The sequence below is a fragment of the Alkalimarinus alittae genome (genome assembly GCF_026016465.1).
GTDB classification, from domain to species: Bacteria; Pseudomonadota; Gammaproteobacteria; order Pseudomonadales; family Oleiphilaceae; genus Alkalimarinus; species Alkalimarinus alittae.
This window is the reverse complement of the sequence record NZ_CP100390.1, coordinates 3,057,497-3,079,042: the sequence shown is the minus strand read 5'-3', so window position 1 is coordinate 3,079,042 and position 21,546 is coordinate 3,057,497. Positions and strand designations below refer to the sequence as shown.

Sequence of the window (21,546 nt, the reverse complement as noted above, 5' to 3'; positions counted from 1 at the left end):
GATGATCAGCTATCGTTTCTTTAATATTAGAGTTATTTGGGTTGCCCATTTTGAGTTGTTTGGCATGGTGAGGTCAGCTAAACAAAAAAATGATCCTAAAATAAATCGTAATACAACATTACGTTGGAGAAAGTGTGCGATAACACCTACATATGAATTAGTATAATCAACCTCAATAGTTTCGAATTGGTCGCACCAATTTTCTAGCTGGTGTTTTGAAAATCTTAAAAAATCATTGGGCTCCATATGTGTTTCAAAAATCCAGGGGCTAGATAGCAGCAACACCCCACCGGGTTTCAAGCACCTGTGAGCTTCTTCGATTATTTTGTGGGGGGATGTTGTATGCTCTATAACGGATATGCAGATAATACCACCGAGTGAATTGGACTTGACTTCGGGTATGCATTCAGCATTTGCGACAATATCAACGTATTTTCCAGGGGCTACATCGAGGTTGCGAAATTCACCTGAGTTATAGCGAGACCGAAAGTGGTTGTCGAACCCCCCAATTTCGATGATGTCACCCCTTAGATCAGATATGACTTGCGGTTTTATACGGTTGATTTTTTGTCGTGGGATGGATACCCCTAACAAGTACTCAAAAAAACGGGCAAGCGGGTCAATGTGCTTTCCGAGAGATGCAGAAGCATACCATCCTGTATGGTTTCCCCGAAAAACGGGTTTTATATATCCGGCGACTCGATTAATAAGGTTTATGACTGTTCCACTCATTATTTAGATCTCTAATATCTTGGTTAAGTTGGCTGATATAAGCTACTGCTTTTGGAGTTCAATTATCATTACGCCACTTCTTTTTAATTTAGCTTCCCAGTCTGTAAGAAAGGTAACATAGTCGAGCGCTCGACCAATCTTGAGTATGATTTTTTCAAATAAGCTTAGGTCTTTGTTTCTAATTTGTTTCCACGATATATTGGCTAGCCTTGCAAGTGAATAGTAGAAAAGCCCTTTTCCTTTACCATTAAAAACATCATTGGTGTAATGGATGTTAGTTAAAGAGAGACCGTACCGGTTGGCATATTTCTCAACAGTATTACGAGAAAAATGATGTAAGTGACGAGGAAGGTCTTCTCTGTATGACTTTTTTCCATATAAACTATTTGCGTTGGGAACAAGAAATATGAACTTTCCTTTAGGCTTTAATATACGACCCAGTTCTTCGAAGTATTTTGAAGGAAAGTGGAGATGTTCAAAAACAGCCCAAGCTGTTACCAGATCAAAACAACTAGCTGGATAGCCCGCGTTACTTAATTCGGCATTACAAAACTCTATGTTGGGGTGTGCAACTTTATCATTAAATGCATCACATCCATGCAAGTTAAGATTAGGAAAGCGCTTGCCTAAAAAGGCTAAAAAATCACCCTTTGCGCAACCTATGTCGAGTATTTTTTCATTGTTTAGTGAAGGCAAGTATTTTAGTTGCTGCATATAGCGTTTGTTTGCGATGTCAGTATCTCGTTTAGAAAAATACTTCGGTGGGTAGTATGATGTCATCGACTTCATAGTTGGCCGGGGGTTAACATATACTAACTGGCAGTTATCGCACTTAACCACGTTAAACTCATATGAACTAAACCAAGTATATAAATCTGGCTTCGAATATTGAACCTTGAAATCCGTGCTTTTACAAAAATCGCAAGGGACAAGTTCTAGCTCGATAGTGGGTTCTTCATTTCTCATATTCGAGGCCTAAATGATGATGCCGTGACTGAATTGCATCACAATAACGGCAACAATAAAAAAAATCATTAAAAAAAACACCTTATAGCTCGATATCCCTATTAACTTAAAAATAATTAGTATGTTAACTGAGATAACTAAAAAGGACGCCAGACTGACCCATACAAGGCAGAGCAATGGTGAAACTTGTAAATATAATGCGGTGATTGCTAGTACACCAACTTTGATTGTCAGGTGAATTAAATGCAGTTTGAAAGAAATATCTTGCCGGCCAATTATTCTAAGAACAGGTGAGCTGGGAGCAGCGACAACCGTTACAAATAATGCAGGTGATAAAGCCAATATATAAAGATAAAGCTCGCTCCATGTTGGACCAAATATGTATCCAAGAATGTACTCCAACGCATAGAGCGCTAGCAAAAAAGGGAGGATGGAGTAGCTTAAAAATAATATCGTATTCTGTTTTACGTCATCGTTAATTGATGTTTTTATGTTCTTGTATTTTTCGGTAAGCCGAACATAAAAAATCGTTGCATAAGAGTTTGTAAAAATGGATATAGGGGATGCGACTAATCGTTCTGCAAGTGCATAGTAGCCCGCGACAATTGGGTCAAAGCAAAAAACAAGTAGCAGTATAAAACCCTGAGAACTAAAGAAATAAAGAACAGATGAGGGAAGATCATATTGCGGGAATTGCTTGTATCGCTTAAACAAGACAGTTGCTCTTCGTCGAGTTGTTAATTTTGCGGCTTTCAATACATTTTTAAGTTCATTGCTGGCCAATATTGAACTAGAAAGTAGAAGGCCACATATAGCTGCCGCTATGAGCCCAAGTCCACCTAACCATGCAAACAGTATTGATAACAAAGCTGTTGTAGCAGATCTGCTTAATTTACTTTTTGCAATGAGTTTTATGTTGTGGTCTCGAGAGGCTAGACGTTCAAATAACTGTACTATGGAGTAAAGAAAAGCTGACAGTGGCAGTAAAAATAGAAAGAGGGGGGCAATTCCCAGTTTCTCTGATGCAGCGCTTAATGAGAATAAAGTAAGTAGCAGGAATAACAGTAAGCTGAATGTTATCGCTAACCCAAGTGTACTTGCAATCAATGCAAGAGAGTGAACTCGTTTTTTCTGAAGAGGGATTGCAAGCTCATACCTCATTGTCCACAGCAGCGCTAAAAAGGCGGAAGTGGTTGTGAAAATGGAGAAAACGCCGAAATCTTCCGGCGTGTAAAGGTGCGTCAGTATTGGGCTGAATAAGAGTGTGATGGCCTGAGCTAAGCCTGTTGCTGATGACAGCGTTATTATTTGTTGCTTGAAGCTTTGACGCAATGCATACTCCAATATTCTTGGGTAATGGTTCTTTTATACAAATTAAGTAAATTAACCATAGCGTTGGTTAATTTCCGAAAGAATTAACTGGGCGGAGTGGCCGTCTCCATATAACGAATTTGAAAAGGAGTGTTGAGAGTTTGAGGTAAGACTTTGTACAGACTCAGTTAGGGAGCCAGTATTATCTGAAATGGGGGGGAATAGTACATTGTGGCCAGCCTCGACTAACTCTACCCATTCAGTTTCAGTTCTAAGGGTTATGCATGGTTTTTTATGGAAGAAGGCTTCTTTTTGAACGCCACCAGAGTCGGTAATTATCAATTTTGAATTTCTTTCCAGTTTTATCATATCCAGATACCCCGTAGGCTCTAGCAACAAAATATTCTGTGCTGAGATATTACAATCTGAAAGAAATTTTAGCGTTCTAGGGTGAATAGGCATGACGACTTTTATATGCTGAGCTAGTGCTTTGAGTTCGCTCATTATTCTAGTTAACCTTTCTAGGTTGTCTGTATTTTCTGCTCTGTGAACAGTGGCTAGAATATAGTTATTCTTTGTTAGGTGATTTGACTCCATTATTGTGCTTGAAGCCTCTGCTTTAGAACTGTAATACAATGCGGCATCAAACATGACATCCCCTGACAGGATTATGTTATTTGATAGCACACCTTCCTTTCGTAGTTGATTAACCGCATTTTTTGTCGGTGCAAACAATGTGTCTGATGCATGATCGGTTAATATTCTATTCATTTCTTCGGGCATATTACGATTAAATGAGCGTAAGCCAGCCTCTACATGACAAACGGGAGTATTGAGCTTAGTCGCGGCCAATGTGCCGGCTAAAGTCGAATTTGTGTCTCCATACACAAGCACGCAAGAAGGTTTTTGTTTGATGATCTCTTGCTCAATGCCTATTAGCATTTTGGCTGTTTGCTCTCCGTGTAAACCAGAACCTATATTTAAATTTACATCGGGTGTGGGTATATCAAGTTCGTCAAAAAATATACCGGACATATTTTCATCATAGTGTTGTCCTGTATGGATAATATGCTCTGAAATATTACGTGTGAGAGCAACTTTTCTAGAGATAGTTGCGGCTTTAATAAATTGTGGCCGCGCACCAATTACGGTAAGAATCTTTAATGACATATCTATTCCTGAATAGCTTACTGTTCAGCCCACTCAATGATGCTATCTAAAACTTTATCTTGGTCAGCTTTGGTTAAATAAGGGTGCATTGGGAGGCTTAAAACTTCCTCTGCTAGTCGACAAGAAATTGGCAAATTTGAGTCAGATAACCCTTCAAAAGCAGGTTGTTTGTGAAGAGGTATCGGATAATGAATAGCCGTTGGAATACCTTGTTTCTCTAAGTGGGTAGAGAGAGCGTTTCTATCACTTAGCCTTATAGTATACTGAGCAAAAACATGTGTGGCGTTATTGTTAAGCAGTGGTGGGTTGATGCCACTCACATCTTTTAAAACCTCAGTATAATTATTTGCTATGTGAGATCGTTTGATGATTTCGTCTTCAAATAAGTCTAGCTTGGCAAGTAATATTGCGGCTTGCAATGTATCTAGTCTGCCGTTAATGCCAATTTGGGCGTGGTGGTAGCGTTTGCCTTGGCCGTGAACCCTTATTTGTGTAATCGCTTTTGCAATGTCCTTATCATTGGTGAAACAGGCACCGCCGTCACCGTAGGCACCTAAAGGTTTAGACGGGAAAAAACTGGTGCACCCAATAGTTGATAGATTACATGATTGTTTTCCTTTATATTTTGCTCCCAAGCTTTGTGCTGCATCCTCAATTACAACTAGACTGTTTTTTAAAGCGAACGCGTTTATCTCTTCCATGTTGGCACATTGCCCATATAGGCTAACAGGGATAATAGCTTTTGTTTTTGCAGTAACTGCTGCGTCAAGACAGGTTGAATCCATGCAGTATGATGATTCTTCAACATCTACAAAAACAGGCTTGGCTCCAAGTAATGAAACAACTTCGGCGGTAGCGATAAAGCTAAATGCCGGAACAATAACTTCATCTCCAGGTTTTACACCAATAGCCATCAAAGCAATTTGTAAAGCATCAGTCCCACTACCAACGCCGATACAGTGCTTTGAGCCAACAAAAGCAGCCAAGCTTTGTTCTAATTCATTTACTTCTGGGCCAAGGATATACTGTCCATGGTCTAAGACCTTTTTTATGTTCTGGTTAATTGTCTCTCGAACTAATGACTGTTGGTATTTTAAATCGATAAACTGCATAATTGTGGCTTGAAACCTAATTAAGTTGACTTGGTTTATTCTATTTTAGAAAGGTGGCCATCTTTCAAATGATAGATTGTCTGTGTGTGGGGGCAAGTGGCCGTTCTTTCCCCTGTTAGAGGGATGCTCAATTGCTCCCCATACTCACTCATCCAGCCAATTTGTTTAGCTGGCACTCCAGCCATTAAAGCAAAGTCTTTCACGTCTTTAGTTACCACAGCCCCTGCTGCCACGAATGAAAATAGACCAAGAGTAACGCCGCAAATAATAGTGCAGTTAGCACCTAAAGTGGCACCTTGTTTTACAATTGTGTTCCTATACTCATTCTTTCTTGATATCGCAGAGCGAGGGTTATATACATTTGTAAAAACAACACTAGGACCACAAAAAACATCATCTTCAAGGTAAACATTATCATATACAGATACGTTATTCTGTATCTTTACGTTATTACCGATCTTTACTTTATTGCCAATAAACACATTTTGACCTAATGAGCAATGTTGGCCGATTACCGCTTCAGAACTGACGTGTGTCCAGTGCCATATTTTTGTGCCTTCACCGATTGATGCGCCATCATCGACAATGGCGGAGTTGTGTTTAAAGTAAGGGATCATGAGTTCTTATTTGCAAAAGGGTGTTTTATGGCTGGGTTTTCTCTAAGTTTGCTATTTCTTATATTATGGACCGTCTCGATGGCTGTTCTAGCATCATTGATACCAAACCCTTGACCATCGAGGATATGTTGGTAGCTCATTGTATGAAGGTCAGTAAACCCGCCAGAGAATTCAATTTCATTTTCATCAATAGTAATCGAACGGTAGGTCCGTTGGCCTTCTTTTTTACATTGGTCAGGAAGGTCATTCTCATCAATTGATAAGAACCAGCGGACTCTTGCTTTTTCATATTCTAGGTAGCCGCTGGATTTTTTTGGTGTATATAAATGAACTTCATTTTGTTGAAGGTCTCCGAATAGCCAAGAGAGCATATCAAAAAAATGGACGCCTATGTTTGTGGCTATACCTCCAGATTTAGATTCGACACCCTTCCATGACATCATATACCAGCGCCCTCTAGAGGTTATGTAAGTAAGGTCTACTTCATACTTTGATTTTTTATTTTCTTGAATAATTTGTTTTTTTATTTTTTTTAAAGATGGATGTAGTCTGAGTTGTAGAATGTTAAATACTTTTCTGCCAGTTGCTTGTTCAATTTCCTGAAGACCATCTAAATTCCAAGGGTTGAGGACTAATGGTTTTTCGCATATTGCGTCGGCACCAGAACGAAAAGCAAATCGAGCGTGTGCATCATGAAGGTAATTAGGTGAACAAATTGAAATAAAGTCTAATGCGTCATCTTGAGACTTTCTTCTAACTTTATCTATATGGCGATCAAAACGTTCAAACTCGGTGAAAAATCGAGCGTTTGGAAAGTAAGAGTCAATCACTCCAACAGAGTCAGATATATCCAATGCAGCTGTAAGTTCATTGTTGGTTTCTTTAATGGCTCTCATATGTCTTGATGCGACATATCCAGCAGCACCAATTAAGGCAAATTTCTTCAAAGGGATTACCTTTACTAAAGTTATTATTTACTGATAAGACAATAGCATAGAATAAAAGAACAGACCAAAATACATTGTTGATTCAATAGGTGAAATATTCCTTGCTTATCACACAACTCCGCAGAGGGAACTGACTTTATTTGCGTGAGTGAAAAATGTAAGGCGTACAATCGCTCAAGACGGCGATGTTTTGTTTGTATTAAATAATAGGTGTTTGGTGGTAATTAACAAACACAAAAAAGGCGCTGCAATCCTTGCAGCGCCTCGTCAGTTCGATGCTTCCCTTACCATTCCTTAGGTAACCGGCCATCCATGTTTACTTCCCTGTCCGCATCCATACGTTAACTACTGTTTTCCGTTAAAGAAAACCGCATGTCGTCCTGACAATGTGTATATTACGGAAGTGGTTGGGTGGTGTCTGTAGGATATCGCCTAAATTGTTGTGCGATATCTCTTACAGCGTACTTAACATGAATGGCACACCCTTTGCTATAACGCCCATAAGCACATTTACTTACGGATTTTTGACGGATTTAATCCACACTATATATAACAACAAATTATGGGGTGATTTATGGATAGGCAAATAAACAATCAAGCAGAATCAATTCAAGAAAACCAAGCGAGAGAGCAGGCTTTTATTGATTACTTGATTTGGTCAGTGGCTCACGATCAGGATCCGCACAACCTGTATGATGATCCAATTGCGGTGTTTAGAAGTGAGACTCAGCAAGAGGTGGCTTAGTGAATGTCGCCAAGTCAGCTAGGCATCTAAGGTCTCGGCTTAAACACGTTGAGACCTTAATGCATTAATGATGACCTCAGATAAGTCGATTCCATTGCTGTGATGCTGAATGGTATTGCAGGTAACAACCTTCTCAACATCGCTGTTGGCCAATGCTTGATAATCATTTTCTGAAAATACAGCATGTACACCTATACAAACAGGGGCTTTAAAGCCTTCTGATGTTAGTACGCCTGCGGTTTCTATCATGGTTCTTCCGGTAGAAATAATATCGTCCACTAATACTGGGGTGCGGTCTGCTAACGTTGCTGCATTGGGGTATGAAATGCTGACGTCTCGGTCGCCAAACCGTTCTTTTGTGAGCACAAGGTGAGGGCAGTCAATCATCTCTGCCGTTGCTGCCGCCCATTGTTCACTTTCGCTATCTGGGCCGATGATGAGCGGGTTTTGGATGTTGCGCTTTATCCAGTTGGCAATCGTATTGTCTGCTTTTAGTGTCTGCGTTTTAGTGCTATATATTTCTGAAAGTGCATGGTAACGATGCAGATGTGGGTCTATGGTGACTAGCTCGTCTATAGCTGTGCTTAATATGTTAGCAAACACGGCAGAGGTGATGCACTCTCCACTATGAAACCGCTTATCTTGTCGCATGTAGGGTAAGTAAGGCGCGATGAGCGTGATGTGTTTGGCTGACTGATCTCTTAATGACTGACAAAGAAATAACACTGGTAAGAGTTTATCATCGGGATGGTGAAGGTTTGCCAAAATGATAATGTTACGGTCTTTAATTTGGCTAGTTACTCTTACGTAACTTTCACCGTCAGGGAAGCGACGAATATCTGCTTCGCCCAATTCAAAGTGGTCGCTATTCAATAGTTCTGCACAAAGCGAGCTTTCATCACTAAACAGGGTAAATAGTATCGGTTTCAAATGCATTCCTCCTCTATGCTGACGGCGTTGGGGTGGTCTTCTAAAAAGTTAATGGCGTATTGTAGTTCGCCGGGTGCGTCTGAGTGGATGGTGAATAAAGGGGTTTCAGGATCTACCTTATCGCCCAGTTTTACGTGAAAGTCTAGCCCTGCTGCCGGTGCTGCGGGGGCGCCTGCCAGTTTCGCTAGTTTTGCAATAACGCGGTTATTAATATAACAAATAATGCCTGCGCGCCCGGCCCTTATGCAATGTGTATGCGCTGCTCTCGGGGGCTCTTTTAAACCGCCTTGAGCTTCACAGATTGCTTGGAATTTAGTCCAAGCCTCACCAGAGGTTATTTTATGCTCTGCTAATCGCTTTCCTTCACCTTTGGGGGCTGCATGGCCCATTTCTAAAATCTCGCCTGCGATGGTTGTGGCTCTATCTCTTAAATCTTGCGGGCCGTGGTGATGGTTTTTCAACACATGAATGATATCTCTCGCCTCGAGTGCAGGGCCAATACCATGACCGACAGGTTGTGATCCATCCGAAAAAAGAATGTTGACCCTTATGCCTAATGCTTCACCGGTTTTTACCAATTGCTTGGCGAGTTTTCGGCCATAGTTCATGCTTCTTACTTTGGCGGTTGCCCCAATGGGGATGTCAATCAATACGTCTGTAGAGCCGGCGGCAATCTTTTTTGATATGACAGACGCGACGAGTTGGCCTTCGCTATCTAAGTCTAATGCTTTTTCAATACGTATCAAAATATCATCGGCAGGGCTCAAACTGACTGAGCCGCCCCATGCAATACAGCCGCCTTCTTTTTCAACAACTGATCGCATGGTCTCTAAACTAAGATTAACCGGTGTTAAGGTTTCCATGGTGTCTGCGGTACCCGCGGGGGAGGTGATCGCGCGTGATGAGGTCTTAGGCATAATCAGGCCTGATGCTGCAACAATAGCCACAACGATGGGGGTTGTTCGATTGCCGGGTAAGCCGCCCACGCAATGCTTATCCATTACCTGCTCGCGCCCCCAGTCTAACTGGCTGCCGCAAGCGACCATCGCTTTTGTAAGGCTAATTATTTCATTGGTGTTGAGCCGGTTGCCTGCGCAAGATGTAACAAATGAGGCGAGTTGAATATCTGAATAATTGCCATTGGCGATATCGTTAATAATATCCGTCGCGCTTCGAGGAGAAAGGGGCGTGCCGTAGATTTTACCGCGTACATAAGTCATTGACTCGGCAGGTTTTGCATGAGAAAAGGTTGCTTTTTCACCTTCTGACGCCTCGAGTAGCCGCCAAGCCGACTCTGATAATCCCACTTCTTGATGGGAGAGGATATCCGTTGTCACCATATTAACGGTGGCAATAATGCTATGAGACCCCGTGCAAACATTAATGCGTGAGTGCGCTTCAAATCCTTCTGCCCGGCAAACATAACAGTCCTGCCGCATGTAAATGACCGGCTCCTGATGAGTGTCGATACCCATTCTGCGTAGATTAAGAAAGTTTACGTGTTGCGACTCTTCTGGGTTGCTCATAAATTCCATTCAAAATGTTAATCATAATAGTCAAATTAATACTATGCCAATTAATGAAAACTGTCTTGCGTCAGGTCAACATATCCATCTGCCTTAAATGTCACTTTATACTAAGATGAAAGTGACAAGTGACAAGGAAGCAAGCGGATGAATATTAAGTTTTTGGGTGGTGCTGGCACGGTTACGGGGTCAAAGTATTTAATTACTCATGAAAATCAGCGGGTATTAGTAGACTGCGGGTTATATCAAGGGGTTAAAAAACTACGATTACGAAATAGAGGGGGCTTTCCTATCGACCCCAAAACAATCAATGCGGTGATATTAACTCATGCTCACATTGACCACAGTGGTTATGTTCCCGCGCTGAGAAAAAATGGCTTTAAAGGGCCTGTCTATTGCACTAAGGGGACTTACGACTTGTGCAAAATCTTATTGCCCGACTCGGGCTATTTGCAAGAAGAAGACGCACGCTATGCAAATAAGAAGAAATTTTCTCGTCATAGTCCCGCGTTGCCACTGTATACCGAAAAAGATGCCATTGAGTCGCTAAAACTATTCAAACCCGTTCAATATCATAAGCCCCTAGACGTCGCTAATCAGATAACCGCAACGTTTACACCCGTCGGACATATATTGGGGTCAGCGGCTGTGCAGATCAGTGCCGGCGGAAAAACGATTACCTTTAGTGGTGATGTAGGACGAACAGAGGATTTAGTGATGCGTCCGCCTGAGCCATTGAGCGAGACAGACTACCTTGTGGTTGAGTCTACCTATGGCAATCGAAGGCATGACGAAACAGATCCGTTTGAGTTCTTTAAAAACATTATTAACAAAACAATGGAAAGAGGAGGGATCGTATTATTACCCTCATTTGCAGTAGGTCGCGCGCAAACGATACTTTATATTATTCAGTTACTAAAAGAGCGCAATGAAATCCCCGATGTGCCAGTTTATTTAAACAGCCCCATGGCAATTACTGCCACTGAAATCTATTGTAACCACCATAAAGAACACCGCCTAACCGCAGAAGAATGTGAAAAAATCGACAAAGACACGCACTTTGTAAGAACTCCAGAAGAATCTATAGAACTGAACAATCGAAAATACCCATCTATTATTATCTCAGCTAGCGGAATGGCTAGTGGTGGGTGGGTGCTACATCACCTCAAAGCGCTACTACCCAATCATAGAAATAGCGTTGTGTTTGTTGGTTTTCAAGCTCCCGGAACAAGAGGAGATGCAATGGTAAACGGGGCAGAACAGGTAAAAATACACGGAGCCTACCACCCCGTACGCGCAGAAGTCAGCCAAATAGATAGTCTATCAGCTCACGGAGACTATGTAGAAATTCTAGATTGGCTAGATCAATCTAACATCAACCCCAAGCAAGTGTTCGTCACTCATGGAGAGCCCGTCGCATCAGATAGCATGCGATTAAAACTAGAAGAAAAGTTCGGTTGGAAAGTAGAAGTGCCTGATTATGGCGAAGAATTCAATCTTTAACTAATAGCCTAAAAAGCGAAAATAACTTGGCAGTCGGTCTCCACAATAACCAACCGCCAAGTCATAATTCTTGTACCTTACTTAACCGTCAGCAGAGACGCATTTTTAGCAACAGTCTTCTCGCCAATACCTTTAACACTCACTAGATCCTGAATGTTAACGAATGGGCCGTTGCTTTCTCTAAAGTCTACAATAGCTTGAGCTTTCTTTAAGCCGATGCCTTTAATCGATGATGCCAATGTGTGTGCATCGGCGCTGTTAATATTAATCTTCCCTGTTTCGACAGATACCGCATGGGTCGCTTCGACTTTAGCGGCAAAAGCATTTTGGGCCGGTAAAAAAGAAAGGCTAAAAGTAACAACTAGAGCAAGTAATGATAAAAAATTTTTGATTCGCATTTGAAATTCCATTTAAAGCGATTAAAAGATGAGCCACGTTCGAAGTGATTATTCAGTACGGAGGCCAATAGGCAGAATGCTTGACCGAGGGGGATAAAACAGAAGTGAAACAAGCGTTAAGTCGGCGCACAATCCCTATGCTCCATCCTTGGCTTAACGCCTCACTGAATCCATTCAGTGTTTAACTTCCATGTACCACACCCTTGCGGGCAGTTTTTGCATCCTTGCAGCGGCGCATTATACTTAAGATATAATTTATGGATGTAGGACATTACCCATTTCTATTGTGAGAGATATCGCACAAGGGTAGGGGGGACTAATTTTTCAGTGTTAAAATGCCAACTCTTCATTCTAATGAGTCGCATTGAGCTTGAAATAACAACCAATTAACAGGAATTATCATGGAAATACTACACCACGGAGCGGTGAATGGCGTAACAGGCTCCTGTCATGAACTGAAACTAAACGACAACGCCGGTATCTTAATTGATTGCGGTTTATTCCAAGGTGCCGAAACCTCAGGTAAGGGCGCTACTGAAAACAGCCTCGAAATTGACTTCCCAATAGAACACATAAAAGCGCTTGTCGTCACCCATGTACACATCGATCACTTAGGTCGCATTCCCTATCTACTAGCTGCGGGTTTCAACGGCCCCATCATCTGCTCAGAGCCGACTGCAGCGTTATTACCCTTAGTGTTAGAAGACGCCCTTAAAGTAGGGTTTACCCGCAATAAACAACTAATAACTCGATTTATAAAAGAGATAAAGCAAAAAATAATCGCATTACCTTTCGGCGAATGGCACTCCGTCATTTCTGGCTTAGATGTAAAGCTCAAACCTGCAGGTCATATTTTAGGATCTGCGTATGTTGTATGCAGGGTTAAGACGACCCAAAAGGCTAAAAAAGTGATCTTTTCAGGCGATCTAGGGGCGCCATACTCACCATTGTTAACGGCACCCAAAGCGCCTTATGGCTGTGATGTTTTAGTTATTGAAAGCACCTATGGCGATAAAGAGCATACTAACCGAAAAGAGCGTAAACAACAGTTGCAGGCGGTTATAGAAAAGGCAGTAAAAGACCGAGGCGTCATACTGATCCCCGCGTTTAGCATCGGTCGAACGCAAGAGTTGCTTTATGAACTAGAAAGCCTGATCTACCAAAATAGCCGAGATGAACATCGTAAAAAATATCTAACAGAGCGTTTAGCATGGGATGATATTGAAATTGTCATAGACTCGCCCCTCGCCGCAAAATTCACCGAAGTTTATCGAACGTTAGAACCTTATTGGGATAAAGAAGCGCGTAAAAGAGTCGTTTCAGGCAGGCATCCGCTCTCATTTGATCAACTAACCACCATCGATGATCACGATACCCATATCAAAACCGTCGAATACCTCAAAAAAACCGCAAGACCCACCATTGTCATTGCAGCGAGTGGAATGTGCGCAGGCGGAAGAATTCTTAACTATCTAAAAGCACTATTAGCAGATCAACGAACCGATGTTTTATTTGTAGGCTATCAAGCAAAGGGAACACCCGGGCACGATATCCAACAATACGGATCAAAAGGGGGATACGTGATGATTGAAGGCGAAAAGTACCCGATAAACGCTCAGATACACACCATCTCAGGCTATTCAGCTCACGCCGACCAAAAAAACCTAACCGACTTCGTAAAACGCATGAAGAAAAAGCCACAAGAAATCAGAATCATACACGGTGACAACGACGCCAAAAGCGCACTCAAAGCAAAATACAGAACGTTGTTAGGCGAAGAGGTAAATATTAAGATCCCATCGGCGGATTAAAGTATAAAGCATATGCAAAAAAAAACTCAAACCACTACAATCCCGTTAGTCGAGAATTTTGCGCTAATTAGAAAATGAATATTTTTTGTAGGTCGGGTTTTAATCCGACAAACGGAGCTGACACCTAACGCTGGCTAGGTTTAAAACTGACTATGGTGTTGCTATCTACCAATGTCGGGTTAAAACCCGACCTACAAAGAGCATTTCCAATAAACTCTGAGCATCTAAATAACTGGATATAAAGTGACCCGCTACGAAAAAGTAAAACAAACATTACAAGCTAACCCCAAAACATGGTTAATCACCGGTGTAGCAGGATTCATAGGCTCCAACCTGCTAGAAACACTCTTACAATTAAATCAAAAAGTAGTCGGTTTAGACAACTTCGCCACAGGCCATCAGCACAACCTAGACGAAGTGAAAGGACTGGTATCTGAAGCCCAATGGAATAACTTTGCGTTCATCGAAGGCGATATTCGAGATACAAATGCCTGTAAAGAAGCCGTCTCAGGTGTCGATTATGTGCTGCATCAAGCCGCTCTGGGCTCAGTGCCTCGCTCCATTAATGACCCTGCAACAACCAATGCCACCAACATTAGCGGTTATTTAAACATGCTCGTAGCCGCACGTGATGAAGGGGTGGCAAGCTTTACCTATGCGGCATCAAGCTCTACCTATGGCGACCACCCCGCGTTACCCAAGGTAGAAGAAAATATTGGCAATCCGCTATCTCCATACGCAGTCACCAAATACGTCAATGAACTATACGCCGATGTATTCGCACGAACCTATGGTTTCAAAGCAATAGGCCTACGATATTTCAATGTATTCGGAAAACGACAAGACCCCGATGGCGCATACGCCGCTGTTATCCCCAAATGGACCGCATCAGCCATTAAAAATGAAGAGATTTTTATCAATGGTGATGGAGAGACCAGTAGAGACTTCTGCTTTATCGAAAACACTGTTCAAATTAATATTCTAGCGGCCACTGCATCAGATGAAGCAAAGAATAATGTCTACAATGTAGCCGTAGGTGATCGAACCACATTAAACACGTTGTTCGGTGCCATCAAAACAGCGCTTACTGAAAACGACGTACCAGTTGGTATGGAACCGACTTACCGAGATTTTCGAGCAGGCGACGTACGTCACTCGCAAGCGGATATTAGCAAGTCAGTAAATCTATTAGGATATGTCCCAGAATACAGAATACTAGAAGGCATAAAAAAAGCGATGCCTTGGTATATAGGGTTTATAGGGCGCTAAAAGTTTCTTAAATTATTAAATGTTTTCATAAAGTGAGTATTAGAATGAAGTTTTTGGTAACAGGCGGCGCAGGGTTTATTGGCTCAGCCGTGATTAGGCATTTAATCAACAAAACCGACCATGAAGTCGTAAATATCGATAAACTTACTTACGCAGGGAACTTAGAAAGCTTAAAAGAAGTCGATCAGTCCGATCGTTACACCTTCGAGCAAGCCGATATCTGCAATAGCCAATTGATGACCGCCATTTTTGAAAAGCATCAGCCGGATTTTATAATGCATCTAGCGGCTGAATCCCACGTTGACCGTTCCATTGATGGCCCTGCAGCATTTATTGAAACTAATATCGTAGGAACCTACGCATTACTGGAAGTGGCCCGCGCATACTGGAATGCCCTTGAAGGCGAAAAGAAAGCACAGTTTAGATTTCACCATATATCTACTGACGAAGTGTACGGTACCTTAGGTCCAGTAGGGTTATTTACAGAAGAAAACCGCTACGAACCGAATTCTCCTTATTCAGCCTCTAAAGCCTCATCAGATCATTTAGTAAGAGCATGGAGAGAAACCTATGGGTTGCCCACCGTTATTACGAACTGTTCCAACAACTACGGCCCCTACCATTTCCCAGAAAAGTTGATTCCATTGGTTATCCTTAATGCGTTAGCAGGCAAACCTTTACCTATATATGGTAAAGGTGACCAAGTACGTGACTGGCTATATGTAGAAGACCATGCGCAAGCATTAGTGAAAGTCGTCACCGAAGGCGTTTTAGGCGAAACATATAATATTGGAGGTCATAACGAAAAGCAGAATGTAGAAGTCGTGAAAACACTTTGCAGCTTGCTTGAAGAGCTAGCCCCCACCAACTGTCATTCCCGCGCAGGCGGGAATCCAAAAGGGTTTGAAAGCCTAATCACCTACGTAGCTGATCGTCCGGGCCATGACGTCCGTTATGCCATTGATGCCTCGAAAATAGAAAGAGAGCTAGGCTGGGCGCCCGAAGAGACGTTTGAAACCGGCATGCGTAAAACAGTACAATGGTACTTAGACAATAAAGACTGGTGGGAGAATGTTTTAGACGGCTCGTACCAAGGCGAGCGTTTAGGATTGGGGGAATAAGAATGAAAGGTATAATACTAGCCGGTGGATCAGGCACGCGCCTGCACCCCATTACGAGAGGCGTATCCAAGCAACTTCTGCCGATTTACGACAAACCAATGATCTATTACCCGATTTCAGTGCTAATGTTGGCGGGTATTCGTGAAATTTTAATTATATCAACGCCTGATGACTTGCCATTCTTTGAAAAGATGCTCGGTGATGGTGGTAATTTTGGTGTTAAGTTCAGCTATGCTGAGCAGCCACAGCCAGATGGATTGGCACAGGCGTTTATTATTGGTGAGTCGTTTATTGCCGATGATAGTGTGTGTTTAGTGCTGGGTGATAACATTTTTTATGGTGAGCACTTTTCACAGAAGTTGAAAGTAGCGGTTGAGAAAGGGCCTGGGGCGACGGTATTTGGTTATAGAGTCAGTGACCCTGAAAGGTTTGGTGTGGTTGAGTTTGATAAAGATGGAAAAGCCATTTCGATTGAAGAAAAACCTGAGCAGCCTAAATCTCATTATGCTGTTACAGGTCTGTATTTTTATGATAACGACGTGATTGAGATTGCTAAAAATGTGAAGCCCTCTGAGCGTGGCGAGTTAGAAATTACTTCGGTCAATAATGCTTATTTAGAGCGGGGTGATTTAAGTGTGATGCAGCTAGGGAGAGGATTTGCATGGCTTGATACAGGTACACATGACAGCTTACTGGAGGCTGCACATTTTGTTCAGACCATCGAAGCGCGGCAAGGGCTTAAAGTGGCGTGTCTTGAAGAGATAGGTTTTCACAATGGATGGCTATCTAAAGAACAGTTGTTACAGCAAGCTGAGTCACTGTCTAAAACGGGCTATGGGCAATATTTGCTCAGTCTTGTAAAGGGTGTCAAGTAAGATGAAGGTTATACAAACAAAATTAGACGGTTGCGTGATTATTGAGCCTAAAGTGTTTGGAGATGAGAGAGGTTTTTTTAAAGAGACTTTTCAAGCCGAGCGCTATAAAGAGGCAGGGTTGACACTCCCTTTTGTGCAAGATAATTACTCACGCTCAACACGAGGGGTTTTGAGGGGTTTACATTTTCAGAAAACCAAACCGCAAGGCAAACTCGTGAGTTGTTCAGCAGGCGAAGTATTTGACGTGGCTGTTGATTTAAGGCCAGGCTCGCCAACGTATGGTCAGTGGGAAGGGGTTACGCTGTCTGAAAATAACCATATTCAGTTTTATGTCCCCCCCGGTTTTGCTCATGGATTTGTAGTTATTAGTGAAGCCGCTGACTTCCTATATAAGTGTACTGATTACTATGACCCGGCTGATGAAGGTGGCATTATCTGGAATGATCCAGATGTTGGAATAAGCTGGCCTTTTGTGTCGCCTTTATTATCGGATAAAGATCGACAGCTGCCCACATTACGTGCACTAAACGACTAACTGCAACAAGGCTGGCGTAATCGATGATGAAAAAGGTACTAATAACTGGCGCTAAAGGTCAGGTGGGTGTGGAGTTGATGCTTGAAGCTGCTGCTCGTGGGTATGATGCAGTGGGCTATGACTCTTCTGATCTTGATATTACAGACGCCAAGCAAGTGTTTAAGGCACTTGAGACGCTTCAGCCGCAAGTAGTGATCAATGCGGCGGCTTATACTGCTGTTGATAAGGCAGAACAAGAGCGTGATATAGCCTTTGCTGTAAATGCCGATGGGGTGAGTTACCTAGCCGATGCTTGTAAGCGATTTGATGTTCCTTTGCTTCATATTTCAACGGATTACGTGTTTGATGGTAAAAAAAGCACGCCTTATTTAGAAAGTGATGAGCCCAATGCAATAGGGGTTTATGGTGCCTCTAAATTAGCGGGTGAACAAGTATTGAAGAATAAATGGCATAAGCATATTATTCTACGTGTTAGCTGGGTGTTTGGAGCTCATGGCCATAATTTTGTTAAAACCATGCTAAGGCTGGCCGAAAGTCGAGACGCATTAAGTGTGGTAAACGACCAATATGGCGCGCCTACTGCGGCTAAGTCGATTGCAAGCTGTTTGTTGAGTCTTGTTGAGTGTGAGGGGTTTGGTGAGGCTGACTATCCTTGGGGGCTTTATCATTATCAAAGTGAGCCTGGTGTAACTTGGTATGACTTTGCTAATGAAATATTTTTGCAGGCAAATGCTTTGGGTAAATTGAGCAAACAAATGAGTGTAGCGCCTATTACTTCTGAGCAATTTCCGACGCCAGTGGCGCGCCCTGAAAACTCTAAGCTTGATGGTGAGCAACTTAAACAGGTCTTTGGTATACAGGCAGGTGACTGGAAGCGTCAGTTATCAGAAATGCTTAAGGCTATTTGAAAGTCGATGCAGCCCCCTTTGTTAAGGGGGCGTTGAACATCGCTATTAATTAGAACGGCTTTCTATGGCAGCGTTGAATAAATTATCGTAGTGTCTTAAATAGTCTTTATCGAGTTGACCTGCTTCAAGTCTGAGTAGCAGGTCTGACAGCAAGTACTCTTTTAGGGTTTCAGTGATTTTAAGCAGGGTATCGACCAGTGCCGTTTGGGCATCCAGTACATTGACCTGATCACTTAGGTTAAGGGCTACCTGACGTTCTGCTGCTTCTAAATAAACCTTGCCAGACTCTCTTGACTCAGCCAATGCAATCAGACGCTCTCTATAAGACAGCATACGGTTGTAGTTAAGCTTTATCTGCTGCTTTTTTTCGGTAATGGTATATTCTAGCTCGGCCTGACTTGCCTGTACCTTGGCGCGTGCTCTACGGGTCTTAGACTGAGTTTGACCGCCGGTATAGAGCGGAATGCTTAACTCAAGGGCTGCTACGGTATCTTTGCGTGTGCGGAAGTCATCGTCCGAATCGCGGTCAAGATAATGTAAGTTTAAGTCGAGAACAGGGTAGTGCTCTGCTTTACTGGCAGACAAGCCGTGTTGCTCTTGCTTAATTTGTGATCGTGCTACCCTAACGGCATAGTTGCTGTTAACACTGTTGAGCCAATCGGCTTGAGTGCCAGTGAGTAGGTTGGGGGTGATTGTTCTACTGCTACCAATCCAGCGCTCAGGAAACTGAACATCAAAGCCTGTTAGGTTGCTTAATAAGGTTCTAGCGTCTGCTAAATCACTTTTAGCTTGCAATAAGTCGACGTTTGCGAGGTCTCGTTCAGACTTAACGTAAAGCGTCTCAATTTTGTCACCTATGCCAAGCTCAAGTGCTCTTTCGACTTGGGTTTTTTTAAGGTTTAACGCGTCTAGTTTTTGTTGAGTCAAAAACACTCGCTGAGCCGACAATAATACCGTGACGTATCGCTCAGTGACTCGATAAATAAGTTCTTGTTCAGCGCGCTGATAACGATATTCAGCCGTTTGAGCGACCGACTTGCCTCTTTGATAGTTTTGGTAAGAGGCGTAGTTAATGAGTGGCTGTCTTAAACTGGCCCGCCAGTATGTATCGGTCAGTTCACCTGTAGAGCGTTTTTGCGAGGGGTCATAGAAGCCGCTACCGTCGTCGGTGTAAACGTTATCTGAGTCTTCATATTGGTGCCCCGCGTTTAAGCGAATATTAGGGAGTAAATTGCCAAAAGCGATATTCTCTTCTTCTTTTTCGGCTTGATAGCTCCAGTACGCCCTTTTTAATTGTGGGTCAAAGGCGAAAGCGGCTTCGAGTGTGTCGGCGAAGCCCAACTCTTTGTCTTGTATTACCGTGTCGTCATTAGCCTGAGCTGAATGTAGCCCCAGAGTGAGGCAAAAAATCAGGCTTGTTAGCGTGTAAATATTAGGGGTCATTTATTTCTCCTGTAGACTGCGTGCAAAGCTATCTGCAATGGGTTTAAGCAGGTAACTGAACAAGGTTCGTTCACCACGGAGGATCATGACTTCTGCGGGCATACCAGGCTTAAGCTCCATATCGCCTGTCATATCTTTTGCGCCTTGCTCTGTTATTCGAATGCGAGCCAGGTAATAGGGGGTGTCATCGCGTTTATTGAGTAGTCGGTCGGCAGAAATATTAATCACCTCACCTTCAATGACTTTGGTGATGTGAGAATTAAAGGCCGAAAAGCGAATATCGACTTTTTGCCCTATCGATACTTCGTTAATGTCTTGTGTCATTAACTTGCTTTCGATCACAAAGGTGTCATGTTCAGGCACGAGGTCAAGCAGGGTTTGCCCAGAAGGAGCTACGCTGCCAATTGTGTGAATTTGTAGATCGACTACGACACCCGCTTCGGGGGAACGAATGGTTGAGCGGTCAATGCGGTCAGTGGCTATTTGTAGAATTTCTTGATAGTCGTAGTAATCGTTTTGCGTTTTGCGTATTCGCTCACCCACTTCTTGTAGGTAGTCTTGTTTGCGAGTGGCAATTTGAAGGTCGGTTTCAGTAATTTGAATTTTTAAACGCGACACTTCAGATTCTAAACGAGCGCTTTCATTTTGAGTGGAATAAATAGATCGATCAAGCTCTCTTGCTCTTTGGCCATCGCCTAGGCCTTCTTTAAATAAAGTTGAGAAGGCGAGCTGTTCATTTTGCAGTGATGATATTTGTTTTTTGATTATATCAATCTGCTTATTAAGCCCCGTGATTTGTTGATTGATTTGTTGAATGCGTGATTTTAACGCATCGCGCTCCTGAAAAAAGGCTTTTAGTCTTGCGCTATGCAGTTGAAGCTGTCTATCGAGTGCGTTTTGTATGTCGATATCTTGTGCAGCTTCTGCAATTAAATTATCGCTGAAGATGAGTGCTTCTTCGAAATTTTGTTCGGTAAGCAGGCGTTCTAATTCAGCCTGAGCCGTTAATAGTCGTTTTTTGTTGCTGATTCTTTTGGCTTCAAATTGTACTGTGTCTAGCTGTATGAGAGGGTCGCCTTTAGAGACTTTATCGCCATTTTTAACAAATATATCTTTAACGACACCACCTTCGAAGTGCTGAATAGACTTACGATAGCTGTCTACCATCACTTCACCCGACGAAATCACCGCACTGCTTAATGGCGCAAAAAACGCCCAGAAAGAAAAGCCGCCTAAGGTGATCAGCAGGAATATAAACCCAAAGCGCACATAGCGGCCATCGTCTGTCGATACGGTTGACTGGAGAGGCGCAGGTACAGGTGAAGGGATGTCTTCGAGTGCCTGGGCGGAGTCAGATGCTGGTTCATTTTCATCTGCTGTTTCTTCTGTTACGCCTTCTTCTGTGTCTGTAGAGGTGCCTGTTTCTACTTCAGTGTTAGAAGTCTCTACCGGGTCTTCTGCGGTGTTGTGTTCTGCAGAGGTTAGTTCTTCAGGGTTGTTTAATTTAGGGCTTTCATCTAGAGCGCCTTGGGTATCTTTATCTATGCTCATTATTTATCTCAACTTCCCTAAGATGCAGTGTTGCGTAGCATCTTAGGGGTAAACGAATTAAAAAGTTAACGGTTTA

The 21,546-nt window shown here is 42.6% G+C and carries 20 protein-coding genes; 8 read left to right on the top strand and 12 right to left on the bottom strand.

Going from position 1 to position 21,546, the window contains the following annotated elements:
• Positions 1–9: 9 nt before the first annotated feature.
• Genes NKI27_RS13940 through NKI27_RS13910 form a run of 7 tightly spaced genes read right to left on the bottom strand, consistent with a single transcriptional unit; the run spans position 10 to position 6,855 of the window.
• On the bottom strand, positions 10–732 hold the full coding sequence (locus NKI27_RS13940; protein WP_265046644.1) for a class I SAM-dependent methyltransferase: 723 nt from the start codon (positions 730–732) through the stop codon (positions 10–12).
• A gap of 42 nt (positions 733–774) precedes the next feature.
• Positions 775–1,698 carry a class I SAM-dependent methyltransferase gene (locus tag NKI27_RS13935; protein WP_265046643.1) on the bottom strand — a complete coding sequence of 308 codons (924 nt, stop codon included), beginning with the start codon at positions 1,696–1,698 and terminating at the stop codon, positions 775–777.
• Positions 1,699–1,707: 9 nt separating this feature from the next.
• Positions 1,708–3,030, bottom strand: coding sequence for a lipopolysaccharide biosynthesis protein (locus tag NKI27_RS13930; RefSeq protein ID WP_265046642.1), 1,323 nt, complete (start codon positions 3,028–3,030; stop codon positions 1,708–1,710).
• A 51-nt stretch (positions 3,031–3,081) separates the two neighbouring features.
• Positions 3,082–4,179, bottom strand: coding sequence for a non-hydrolyzing UDP-N-acetylglucosamine 2-epimerase (gene wecB, locus NKI27_RS13925; protein WP_265046641.1), 1,098 nt, complete (start codon positions 4,177–4,179; stop codon positions 3,082–3,084).
• Positions 4,180–4,196: 17 nt separating this feature from the next.
• Positions 4,197–5,291, bottom strand: coding sequence for a DegT/DnrJ/EryC1/StrS family aminotransferase (locus NKI27_RS13920; RefSeq protein WP_265046640.1), 1,095 nt, complete (start codon positions 5,289–5,291; stop codon positions 4,197–4,199).
• A gap of 35 nt (positions 5,292–5,326) precedes the next feature.
• Entirely contained in the window at positions 5,327–5,908 is a 582-nt protein-coding gene (locus NKI27_RS13915) for an N-acetyltransferase (protein ID WP_320109426.1), read from the bottom strand.
• A complete protein-coding gene (locus tag NKI27_RS13910; protein WP_265046639.1) occupies positions 5,905–6,855 on the bottom strand; it encodes a Gfo/Idh/MocA family oxidoreductase in 951 nt (316 codons plus the stop codon). Before NKI27_RS13910 ends, NKI27_RS13915 begins: the two co-directional genes overlap by 4 nt.
• 574 nt (positions 6,856–7,429) lie before the next feature.
• Between NKI27_RS13910 and NKI27_RS13905 the strand changes: the two genes are divergently transcribed.
• A complete protein-coding gene (locus tag NKI27_RS13905) occupies positions 7,430–7,600 on the top strand; it encodes a hypothetical protein (protein ID WP_265046638.1) in 171 nt (56 codons plus the stop codon).
• 39 nt (positions 7,601–7,639) lie between these two features.
• Here NKI27_RS13905 and NKI27_RS13900 read toward each other — a convergent pair whose 3' ends face one another.
• Both NKI27_RS13900 and NKI27_RS13895 read right to left on the bottom strand, forming a co-directional pair.
• Positions 7,640–8,530, bottom strand: a complete 891-nt coding sequence (locus tag NKI27_RS13900) for a ribose-phosphate pyrophosphokinase (RefSeq protein ID WP_265046637.1) — start codon at positions 8,528–8,530, stop codon at positions 7,640–7,642.
• A complete protein-coding gene (locus NKI27_RS13895; RefSeq protein ID WP_265046636.1) occupies positions 8,527–10,056 on the bottom strand; it encodes a thymidine phosphorylase family protein in 1,530 nt (509 codons plus the stop codon). Before NKI27_RS13895 ends, NKI27_RS13900 begins: the two co-directional genes overlap by 4 nt.
• Before the next feature lie 147 nt (positions 10,057–10,203).
• On the opposite strand from NKI27_RS13895, the gene NKI27_RS13890 reads away from it, so the two are divergent.
• The gene (locus tag NKI27_RS13890) at positions 10,204–11,559 is read left to right on the top strand and encodes an MBL fold metallo-hydrolase RNA specificity domain-containing protein (RefSeq protein ID WP_265046635.1); all 1,356 of its coding nucleotides are present in this window, start codon (positions 10,204–10,206) and stop codon (positions 11,557–11,559) included.
• 77 nt (positions 11,560–11,636) lie between these two features.
• On the opposite strand, the gene NKI27_RS19355 is transcribed toward NKI27_RS13890, so the two are convergent.
• The gene (locus tag NKI27_RS19355; protein WP_320109425.1) at positions 11,637–11,957 is read right to left on the bottom strand and encodes a ComEA family DNA-binding protein; all 321 of its coding nucleotides are present in this window, start codon (positions 11,955–11,957) and stop codon (positions 11,637–11,639) included.
• 401 nt (positions 11,958–12,358) lie between these two features.
• Between NKI27_RS19355 and NKI27_RS13880 the strand changes: the two genes are divergently transcribed.
• The 6 genes from NKI27_RS13880 (at position 12,359) to rfbD (ending at position 18,476) form a co-directional block, all read left to right on the top strand.
• On the top strand, positions 12,359–13,768 hold the full coding sequence (locus tag NKI27_RS13880; RefSeq protein ID WP_265046634.1) for an MBL fold metallo-hydrolase RNA specificity domain-containing protein: 1,410 nt from the start codon (positions 12,359–12,361) through the stop codon (positions 13,766–13,768).
• A 243-nt stretch (positions 13,769–14,011) separates the two neighbouring features.
• The gene (locus NKI27_RS13875; protein ID WP_265046633.1) at positions 14,012–15,037 is read left to right on the top strand and encodes an NAD-dependent epimerase/dehydratase family protein; all 1,026 of its coding nucleotides are present in this window, start codon (positions 14,012–14,014) and stop codon (positions 15,035–15,037) included.
• A gap of 44 nt (positions 15,038–15,081) precedes the next feature.
• On the top strand, positions 15,082–16,158 hold the full coding sequence (gene rfbB / locus NKI27_RS13870; protein ID WP_265046632.1) for a dTDP-glucose 4,6-dehydratase: 1,077 nt from the start codon (positions 15,082–15,084) through the stop codon (positions 16,156–16,158).
• Between the two features lie 2 nt (positions 16,159–16,160).
• A complete protein-coding gene (gene rfbA / locus NKI27_RS13865) occupies positions 16,161–17,033 on the top strand; it encodes a glucose-1-phosphate thymidylyltransferase RfbA (RefSeq protein WP_265046631.1) in 873 nt (290 codons plus the stop codon).
• A 1-nt stretch (position 17,034) separates the two neighbouring features.
• The gene (gene rfbC / locus NKI27_RS13860) at positions 17,035–17,568 is read left to right on the top strand and encodes a dTDP-4-dehydrorhamnose 3,5-epimerase (RefSeq protein ID WP_265046630.1); all 534 of its coding nucleotides are present in this window, start codon (positions 17,035–17,037) and stop codon (positions 17,566–17,568) included.
• A gap of 23 nt (positions 17,569–17,591) precedes the next feature.
• The gene (rfbD, locus tag NKI27_RS13855; RefSeq protein ID WP_265046629.1) at positions 17,592–18,476 is read left to right on the top strand and encodes a dTDP-4-dehydrorhamnose reductase; all 885 of its coding nucleotides are present in this window, start codon (positions 17,592–17,594) and stop codon (positions 18,474–18,476) included.
• 45 nt (positions 18,477–18,521) lie between these two features.
• On the opposite strand, the gene NKI27_RS13850 is transcribed toward rfbD, so the two are convergent.
• Together NKI27_RS13850 and NKI27_RS13845 are read right to left on the bottom strand one after the other, a co-directional pair.
• On the bottom strand, positions 18,522–19,919 hold the full coding sequence (locus NKI27_RS13850) for a TolC family protein (protein WP_265046628.1): 1,398 nt from the start codon (positions 19,917–19,919) through the stop codon (positions 18,522–18,524).
• Complete coding sequence (locus tag NKI27_RS13845) at positions 19,920–21,470, bottom strand: HlyD family type I secretion periplasmic adaptor subunit (RefSeq protein ID WP_265046627.1); 1,551 nt, start codon at positions 21,468–21,470, stop codon at positions 19,920–19,922.
• Between the last annotated feature and the right edge of the window lie 76 nt (positions 21,471–21,546).